This is a genomic window from Streptomyces anandii JCM 4720 (assembly GCF_014650655.1).
GTDB lineage: Bacteria > Actinomycetota > Actinomycetes > Streptomycetales > Streptomycetaceae > Streptomyces > Streptomyces anandii.
On the sequence record NZ_BMVJ01000015.1, the window covers coordinates 127,092 to 135,301 of the forward strand.

Genomic DNA, 8,210 nt, shown 5'->3' on the forward strand with positions numbered 1-8,210 from the left:
TCGCGCCGAGATAGCCGGTGCCGATCACGGTGATCTTGAGGCTCATGGGTGCTCCAGGAGGGACGATGGTAATGCGGTGCCGAGCATATCGGGGGCGGCCGCGGGGCCTTCGCCGGGCGATGTCCCCGCTGTCGCCAAGCTCACGTACTCAGGGCCCTGAGCGGGCCACTAAAATTGAGTTACTTAACGGTAATTAGCGTCAGTGCGTCTTCTTTGGAGTGAGAGACCTTGGCCGGATCGGCTGACTTCGACCTGTACCGCCCGTCCGAGGAGCACGACATGCTCCGCGACGCCGTCCGCTCGCTGGCCGAGGCGAAGATCGCGCCGTACGCCGCCGCGGTGGACGAGGAGGCCCGCTTCCCGCAGGAGGCCCTCGACGCCCTGGTCGCCAACGACCTGCACGCCGTGCACGTCCCCGAGAGCTACGGCGGCGCGGGCGCCGACGCCCTCGCCACGGTCATCGTGATCGAGGAGGTGGCCCGCGTCTGCGCGTCCTCCTCGCTGATCCCCGCGGTGAACAAGCTGGGCTCGCTGCCGGTGATCCTCTCCGGTTCCGAGGAGCTGAAGAAGAAGTACATGACCCCGCTCGCCAAGGGCGACGCGATGTTCTCGTACTGCCTCTCCGAGCCGGACGCCGGCTCCGACGCGGCCGGCATGAAGACCAAGGCCGTCCGCGACGGCGACCACTACGTCCTCAACGGCGTCAAGCGCTGGATCACCAACGCGGGCGTCTCCGAGTACTACACCGTGATGGCGGTCACCGACCCCGAGAAGCGCTCCAAGGGCATCTCCGCGTTCGTCGTCGAGAAGTCCGACGAGGGCGTCTCCTTCGGCGCCCCGGAGAAGAAGCTCGGCATCAAGGGCTCGCCCACCCGCGAGGTCTACCTCGACAACGTGCGCATCCCCGCCGACCGCATGATCGGCGCCGAGGGCACCGGCTTCGCCACCGCGATGAAGACCCTCGACCACACCCGCATCACCATCGCCGCCCAGGCACTCGGCATCGCCCAGGGCGCCCTCGACTACGCCAAGGGCTATGTCAAGGAGCGCAAGCAGTTCGGCAAGCCGATCGCCGACTTCCAGGGCATCCAGTTCATGCTGGCCGACATGGCCATGAAGATCGAGGCCGCCCGCCAGCTCACCTACGCGGCCGCCGCCAAGTCCGAGCGCGGCGACAGCGACCTCACCTTCCAGGGTGCCGCCGCCAAGTGCTTCGCCTCCGACGTCGCCATGGAGGTCACCACGGACGCCGTCCAGCTCCTCGGCGGCTACGGCTACACCCGCGACTACCCGGTCGAGCGCATGATGCGCGATGCCAAGATCACCCAGATTTATGAGGGCACGAACCAAGTTCAGCGGATCGTGATGGCAAGGAACCTTCCCTAGCAGGGTTTTTGCAGGTCAGGAGCTGTTTCGAAGGTCCGGCGGGACGCCCCCGGCTTTCTGTCCGTTGTGGCCTGATCAGGGCCGTTCCTGGGCGTCATGCTGGGGAAATCCTGGACAGATGCCGGGCTGAAAATGGCCACTGACCTGCACAAACAACACAGCCCCCGGCGCGACGCCGGGGGCTGTCGTCGTACGCGGATCAGGCGACCTCTGATGCCTCCGTCGGGTCGTCGGCGCCGGGCGTCAACATCGTCGCGATGGCCGCCCGGCCACGCTGCTCGGCCCCTTCGAAGATGTAGTGGTAGTGCTCCCTCAGCACGTCCGTACTGCTGTGGCCCATCCAGTCGGCCACGTCGTTCTCGGGGACTCCGGCGTACAGCAGTCGCGACCCGTAGTAGTGCCGGAGTGAGTGCGCCTTGCAGTACTTCACCTGTCCCTTGCCCAGAGCCTCCATCCAGATCTTCGGGTAGAAGTACGACGCGTAGAGGTAGCCAGTACGCGTCACGTTGGGGAAGAGAAGCCGCTCCGGCCCCCATACGCCGTGGTTCTTGAGGTGCCGCCGTAGCTCGAAGGCGACGTTCGGCGGGAGGGGGACGGTACGCCCTGGCTCACCTTCATCACGAGCCTTGATGTGCCGACGCTGGATCGCGCTGTTCTTCCCCGACTCGGTGTCTCCGTCCTCCGCAATCTGGAAGTCGACGCGGAGCGTCTCGGCCTTGAAGTCGATCTGATCACGGGACACCGCCATGGCCTCACCCAGCCGCAGGCCGCACCCGGCCATGAGCCACAGCATCGCGCGGTATCGCGGAGGAGCGGCATCCAGCATCGCAAGAACTTCCCGCGTCGTGAGCCGCCTTGCGGTGCTCTTCTGCTCCCGGATCTCCTTGGCGCGGCTGCCCGCGCCCTTGACCTTCTTGCACGGGTTCCGGCCGACGATCTCGTTGACGACAGCCCAGTCCATCATCCCGGAGAAGAACGAGAACCGCTGACGCCGTGTGCGGGCGGACAGCTTCCGGTCCTGCTCCATCCACAAGAGCCACTGCTCAACATCAGCGACCTTCAGGGACACGATGGAACGGGCCTTGAAGAACGGCTCAATGGTCGTGTTGAGGATCGACCGGTACTGCTTCTTGGTGCTGTTCTCCAGCTTCCTTTGATTCGTCCACTGCTCCCACACGGCCGTCACGGGTTGCTTGCCCAAGCGGTCGTCCAGGTAGGTCCCGGCGTCGAGTTCCTGTTCCTTGCGCTTGCGCTGGTCATCAGCCCGCTTCTTGGTCTCGAACGTCTTCTGTCGTTGCTTGCCGTCCGGGTCGTACCAGAACGTCGTCCACTTCTTCGGGTCGTCCTTCGACCGCGCGACCCATGCCCTTGCCACTGAAGCGGCCCCCTCCTGCTGCTGCCGACGTACGGGCCCGCCCCGCCGTCGCGCCGGTCACCCCCCGGCGTTTCAAGTTTGAGCACTGACCACCCGGGGTTGTCAACACAGGGTGGAACCCCCTGGGTGTGCTAACTTGAGTGATATGGAAGCGGATGACAGTGGGTTCGAGATCACTCAGCAGCAAGGCGCCTGGGTGGTCCGCATGTGGTGGCCCGTGGGGCCGATCAACGGGGGACCACAACGGATCACCATCGAGCCGGCCGAAGATGCCCCTGCTCGTGAGGTGGCACGGGGCATCTCGACCACTGTCCTGCGCAGGCTCGATGTAGCCGCAGCCCTGGAGTTGGCGAAGCAGGCTCCCGAAGCCCAGCGGACGTTGGAGGAGGTGGCAGGGAAGCTGAACGAGATGGGAGAGGCGGCGGGCCTCGCCCTGGAGGGCGAAGGCGTCTCAGAGCGGTACTTGACCTTGCTTGTAGCCACGTACACCGCCATGGCGGATTTTGGGGCTCCTGCGCCCATTCCATGGCTGGCCCGGCTCATCGGCCGTCGACCTGAGACGGTGAAGGATCACCTGAAGCGAGCCAGAAGAGATGGGTTTCTGACCACAGTTGCCGGTAAGGCAGGGGGAGAGCTGACGCACAAGGCCAAAGCGATACTTGAGGAATCGGCTGAAGCAGGTAGCCAACCCGGCTGAAATCCCTAGTGCTTCGCGCCTGTGGTGATCCGCACGGTATCCTGTACCGACCGCAGAACGGCCCGAACCCCTCGAAGAGAATCCGTTCCGCATACTGCTCTAGCAAACAAAGCCCGCAGCCGGTACCACTTCCGGCGGCTGTGTCCTGGCTTCTGGCGGGCGTCACAATGCGAAACCCCCCGCATCCGAACTGTGGGGGGTTTCTGGCCTCAGGGACACGGCGGCGTCCCATTGGCAGTCATGGAGCCTAATTCACTCCCTCAGAGGCTGGTATCCAGAGGGCGGCTCAGCGGGCCTTGTGCCGGGCACTTTGCGGCCCGGCCGGACCGCCCGCCCGGCGGATCAAGCCCCGGCGTTGCCGCCGGAAGGTCTATCCTCATAGGTGAGTTCCCTTCATCTGATGGTGGTGGGGAGCCAGGCGCCTCGGCCACTTGACCTTTGCGAGAGCGAGAGTGGTCGGGGCGTCATCCCGCGTACTGCGGGTAGTAGGTGAACTTCGGGGCGATTTGCTCGGCGGTCAGGTCCGGCACTGCGACGTTGCCGGTGACCAAAACGTCCTGGTTGCACCAGGGGGCGCCGAGTTCCATGAGTCGACCACCAGGCTCCATTTCCCAATCGGAGTCGGAGAGCTTTACGGCGACGTCACTGCCGCAGATGAACGCGCGGTTCGCCTGGGTAATGATCCACCGGGCGTGTGCCACTTCCCCTTCTCCCGCCCGACAGCACCTCTCTGCCACTCGCCAGAGCAGGTGCCACTCGATTCCGGGGGTCAGGGGACCAACGTAGGCAACCTGTTGGTCATCTACAAGAGTGCTCGCGTAGCCGAAGACGGGTCCGAACATGGAGAAGGCCGTGAAACGGCCCCGCCCCTTCGTTCCTTCGACAGTTGCCATGAAAACTCCCCTTTTGTACCTAGAGTCCCGGATCGTGAGGGCCGGACTCTAGCGGCCGGCACTGACAGCGGCCCTCATCAGCAGCACGGGCCGTCGCCGCAGCACGTCGGTTCGTTGCAGTCGGCCTTGGTGCCCCACAGGGACTCGTCCACCTCGTAGCCGTGGGCGCGGATCTTGACCACGATGTCGACCATCGTGGCCTTGTCCCGGTAGCGGCTCTTCGGGGCGTGGTGGATGAACCGGCCGTACCGCTCGGTGCAGAAGGCGGCGTACTCCTCCGTGTGGAGCATGAAGGTGTGCCAGCCGGGGTCCACGACCTGAGAGGGCGACATGCCCTCACCGGTCTTGCCCATGACGTCGATGAACGCCAGGGCCTCGTTCATGATGCGGTCGGCCATCGACCGCTCGTGCCCGTACTCCTCGGCGCAGAAGTCCACGAGGCGCGCGAACAGCTCGGGCGACACCAGGTCCCTGCCCTGGAGCAGGGAGACGGGCCTTTCAGGTGCCACAGTCATTCGGAAGTCCTCTCTACCTCTGATTTGATGTGCACTTGCTGACCCACCCCAGGCCCCGACCGTGACGTCCCAGGCCGGGGGTGGGTGTTGGACCCCGCTCATCCGTCGGGGGAGGCGGATGAGCGGGAGCTTCTAGGCCGGTTGCTTGTCCCGGCGCCGGTTGTAGTTGCGGACGAAGTTCCGCATGTAGGCGCAACAGCCTTCGCAGGCATGTACGGGGGCCTGCATGCCGTCCGACTCGACCGGACCTATGAAGACGACCATGTCCCAGTGGCGGCCGAGGACGCACCAGCCCCAACTCAACGGCCTGCTAGGTCGGCTCGCCACTACTCCGCCTTCTCCACCAGGGCGTAATCCTTGTAGATCCGCTGGAAGCGCTGGTGCCCAGTCGTAGCGGTATGCTCGGCCATCCAGTCGGCAGGGGGTTCATCGCCCCCGAAAACCAAGGACTCGGCTCCACACTCCTCCTCGTCCCCGGACACGCAGCGGGCCCGCCAGGTCCTCTCTCCGTCGGGGTCTCGGGTAATCTTGTAGTTCACGAAGCGGAGTACGGCTTTGACGCTCACTGGTCCTGGCCCTCGTTCTTCGTCACGTAGACCTTCAGCAGTTCGAAGGTGACAGTCGCCGTATCTCGCATATAGGCGAATGCGTCGTAGGCGGGGGTGGCCGGCGTCGGACGGCTGGACAAGTCGAGGTGCCTGTACGCCCGGCGAAACAGTTCCATCACCTCGTCGTCCTGGTCCGCGCCCAGGTCTACGGCCAACAGCTCTTCCAGGTGCCCGATGCACTCGGCCGTCCTGGCGTCGATGTCCGCTCGGGTCGACCGGGAGAGGTCCATGAGCTGAATCACGGTGACGGTGTCCCTGAACCAGTCAACTTCGAGGTGTTCTCTGGTCGTCTCAGGGTCTCGGATCACGCTGGCCACCACGATTCTCCCCTCGGTGCCGCCTGGGCGGGTTGGGTTCGCTGATGACCGTAGAGCGGCTGGCGCCCAACCCCCAAGGAGATTGCGCCAGTTTGCAGCGGGAAGATTGACGGCATAGAACCCCTGCTCGACGCTTGGAGGGCCGCGCAATCCGGCGCAAGGCAGCGGACAGGAGAGCAGCCATGAAGCTACGGTTCCTTGGTAAGAACTCCCAAGGGGGAGAGTGCCCGACCCTCTACGCCACGGATCGGGACACGTACCTCGTCCAGGGCTGGAAGATCTTCGCGAATGACCTGCTGATGCAGCTCACCATCCGCGAGGGCGAGACGGCTGTGGAGGTGCCCACCGAGCTGTTCGAGCACCTGACGAAGGACGGGCTTCCCTGTGGGGAGTTCAAGCGCCTTGAGGACCCCCTTGTGGTCCTCACTCCTGGAGGTACGTACGTTGTGCAGGGCCAGGAGGTGACCGACACCGAGGCACTGGCACAGATGGAAATCCCGGACTACGAAACCGTGGTCGAGGTCCCCAGGGCCGCGATCACCGCGCTACTGGAGGAACCGCGTGGAGCTGATCTCCAGCGCCGAGCGCAACCAGCTGTTCGATAGCTGTGAGCACGGCGCCTTCCATCTGGAGCTGAGGGACGACTACTCAGTCCCGGTAGAGGACGGCCCCTACGCGAGCTGGCTTCGAGGCGAGCCCTTGGACCACTCGTACATGGAGCCGTGGGCACAGCTCGTAAGGCGTGTCACCGGCGCAGGCAAGACCATGCGTCGGGTGCGAATCGTCACCGAACCGCACACTCCGTACATCCAGTGGGAATACGTCACAGCGCACGTCAACGAGGAGGCCGGCGAGTCCGTCAGGTGGTATCCGCGACACCAGTTGCCCGAGGGGTTGACCTTCCCCGTAGGCGGAAATGACTGGTGGCTGTTCGACGACTCGATCATCGCTGTGGGGCACTTCAACGGCTCAGGAAGGTTCATCGGGAACGAGGTGATCGACACCCCTGCTGTCGTCGCCGAATGCGTCCGCGTGCGGGATCTGCTCTGGGCCTCCGCTATTCCCCACCCCGAGTACAAGCCCTGATCCTTCCGTGAACAACCAAGCACAAGTGACGCGAGAGGCGTTGGGAGCCCGGCTGCGTGGATTCCGCAAGGACGCGGGATTCAGTAGCGGCCGGGCCTTCGCCGCTGCGACCGGTTGGCAGGAGTCCAAGGTCTCTCGCATCGAGAACGGCAAGCAGAACGCTTCCGAGGACGACATCCGTGTCTGGTGCGAGAAGACCGGGCATGAAGCCGCAGTCCAAGACCTCATCGCGACGGTCCGCCACATTGACGAGCTGTGGTTGGAGTGGCGGCGACTGCTCCAGACCGGGGCTGAAGGACGCCAGAAGCAGTCCCTACCGCTCTACAGGAAGACCAAGGTCTTCCGCATCTGGGAACCGAACGTCGTCTGGGGCACGCTCCAGACCGCCGAGTACGCCGGGGCCATCTTCGATGAGGTGGCACGCCTGTACGACACCCCAGGAGACATGGAAGCCGCCGTGGCGAAGCGGCTCGAACGACAGCAGTACCTGTACCAGGGCGATCGGATCTTCAATGTCCTCCTTGGCGAGCAGGCCCTCTACTCGAACCACGGTGGCTCCGGGGTGATGAGAGCCCAGCTCGACCGACTATTGGCCGTTCTGGCGCTTCCTCGGCTCAGCCTGGGCATCGTTCCTCGTTCTGCGCTGCTCAACACGTGGATCGGCCATGGCTTCGTGATGTTTGACGACAAGCGCGTCATGTTGGAGACGTTCTCCGCGGAAATGGTCGTGACTCAGCCACGGGAGATCGACATCTACATGAGGGTCTTCGAGTCTCACAGGCGGGCTGCGGTGTACGGGCAGACCGCCAGGGACCTGATACTGGCCGCAATCCAGCACTTTGACCGGATGGCAACCGACTAGGAGACGATCACCTTGGCAAGCGAACCTAACTGGCGCACCAGCACCTACACCAAGTCCGACAGTTGCGTGGAGGTGGCCGACAACGATTCACAGAGGGTGATGGTGAGGGACACCAAGCGCCGGGAAGGGGCTCACCTGAGTCTCAATCCAGCCTCCTGGAGCCGGTTCATCGAGGCTACGAAGCAGGTCTCTCAGTAGCACTGCATCATCACCTGTGGGATCCGGCCCCCGTGCGGGGAGGGGCCGAGTCACCTCAGCTGCTGGTTGCCACTCGGGCGCCCAGAGCACTCCTCTCAACGAAGCACGCCGGTGTCAAGCTCCCCTGAGCTGGACCGGTTGGACACGTGACCAACGCATGACCAACAGGGGCCGGGGATGGGCAGAAGTGGCCGACCTGTAAAGCACCCAGATTTATGAGGGCACGAACCAAGTTCAGCGCATCGTGATGGCGAGGAACCTTCCCTAGCGGAT

The 8,210-nt window shown here is 64.3% G+C and carries 11 protein-coding genes; 6 read left to right on the top strand and 5 right to left on the bottom strand.

Features of this window, described 5'->3' with window-relative positions; all coding sequences use genetic code 11:
• Window positions 1-228 precede the first annotated feature (228 nt).
• A complete protein-coding gene (locus IE249_RS25075; protein ID WP_268249713.1) occupies window positions 229-1,386 on the top strand; it encodes an acyl-CoA dehydrogenase in 1,158 nt (385 codons plus the stop codon).
• A gap of 199 nt (window positions 1,387-1,585) precedes the next feature.
• Here the strand turns inward: IE249_RS25075 and IE249_RS25080 are convergent, their stop codons facing one another.
• Complete coding sequence (locus tag IE249_RS25080; protein ID WP_189708130.1) at window positions 1,586-2,761, bottom strand: tyrosine-type recombinase/integrase; 1,176 nt, start codon at window positions 2,759-2,761, stop codon at window positions 1,586-1,588.
• A gap of 145 nt (window positions 2,762-2,906) precedes the next feature.
• Here IE249_RS25080 and IE249_RS25085 point away from each other — a divergent pair, with 145 nt between their 5' ends.
• The gene (locus tag IE249_RS25085; protein ID WP_189708132.1) at window positions 2,907-3,458 is read left to right on the top strand and encodes a hypothetical protein; all 552 of its coding nucleotides are present in this window, start codon (window positions 2,907-2,909) and stop codon (window positions 3,456-3,458) included.
• Window positions 3,459-3,922: 464 nt separating this feature from the next.
• Here IE249_RS25085 and IE249_RS25090 read toward each other — a convergent pair whose 3' ends face one another.
• From IE249_RS25090 to IE249_RS25100, 4 genes are all read right to left on the bottom strand, one after another.
• Entirely contained in the window at window positions 3,923-4,351 is a 429-nt protein-coding gene (locus tag IE249_RS25090; RefSeq protein WP_189708134.1) for a hypothetical protein, read from the bottom strand.
• A 77-nt stretch (window positions 4,352-4,428) separates the two neighbouring features.
• Window positions 4,429-4,866 (bottom strand): glycine-rich domain-containing protein, encoded by a 438-nt coding sequence (locus IE249_RS25095; protein WP_189708136.1) that lies wholly within the window; start codon window positions 4,864-4,866, stop codon window positions 4,429-4,431.
• Window positions 4,867-5,192: 326 nt separating this feature from the next.
• On the bottom strand, window positions 5,193-5,432 hold the full coding sequence (locus IE249_RS40295) for a DUF7848 domain-containing protein (RefSeq protein WP_444544813.1): 240 nt from the start codon (window positions 5,430-5,432) through the stop codon (window positions 5,193-5,195).
• A complete protein-coding gene (locus IE249_RS25100) occupies window positions 5,429-5,791 on the bottom strand; it encodes a hypothetical protein (protein WP_189708138.1) in 363 nt (120 codons plus the stop codon). The genes IE249_RS40295 and IE249_RS25100 overlap by 4 nt, the downstream gene beginning before the upstream one ends.
• A gap of 182 nt (window positions 5,792-5,973) precedes the next feature.
• Here IE249_RS25100 and IE249_RS25105 point away from each other — a divergent pair, with 182 nt between their 5' ends.
• The 4 genes from IE249_RS25105 to IE249_RS25120 are packed head-to-tail and all read left to right on the top strand — an operon-like array spanning window position 5,974 to window position 7,937.
• Complete coding sequence (locus IE249_RS25105; protein ID WP_189708140.1) at window positions 5,974-6,396, top strand: hypothetical protein; 423 nt, start codon at window positions 5,974-5,976, stop codon at window positions 6,394-6,396.
• Entirely contained in the window at window positions 6,353-6,877 is a 525-nt protein-coding gene (locus IE249_RS25110; RefSeq protein ID WP_189708142.1) for a DUF6879 family protein, read from the top strand. Before IE249_RS25105 ends, IE249_RS25110 begins: the two co-directional genes overlap by 44 nt.
• A gap of 7 nt (window positions 6,878-6,884) precedes the next feature.
• On the top strand, window positions 6,885-7,739 hold the full coding sequence (locus IE249_RS25115) for a helix-turn-helix domain-containing protein (protein WP_189708144.1): 855 nt from the start codon (window positions 6,885-6,887) through the stop codon (window positions 7,737-7,739).
• A 12-nt stretch (window positions 7,740-7,751) separates the two neighbouring features.
• Window positions 7,752-7,937, top strand: coding sequence for a DUF397 domain-containing protein (locus IE249_RS25120; RefSeq protein WP_189708146.1), 186 nt, complete (start codon window positions 7,752-7,754; stop codon window positions 7,935-7,937).
• Window positions 7,938-8,210 lie beyond the last annotated feature (273 nt).

Coding starts and splice junctions, on each gene's coding strand:
- IE249_RS25085 (WP_189708132.1), top strand. CDS start 2,907: ATGGAAGCGGATGACAGTGGGTTCGAGATCACTCAGCAGCAAGGCGCC.
- IE249_RS25090 (WP_189708134.1), bottom strand. CDS start 4,351: ATGGCAACTGTCGAAGGAACGAAGGGGCGGGGCCGTTTCACGGCCTTC.
- IE249_RS25095 (WP_189708136.1), bottom strand. CDS start 4,866: ATGACTGTGGCACCTGAAAGGCCCGTCTCCCTGCTCCAGGGCAGGGAC.
- IE249_RS25105 (WP_189708140.1), top strand. CDS start 5,974: ATGAAGCTACGGTTCCTTGGTAAGAACTCCCAAGGGGGAGAGTGCCCG.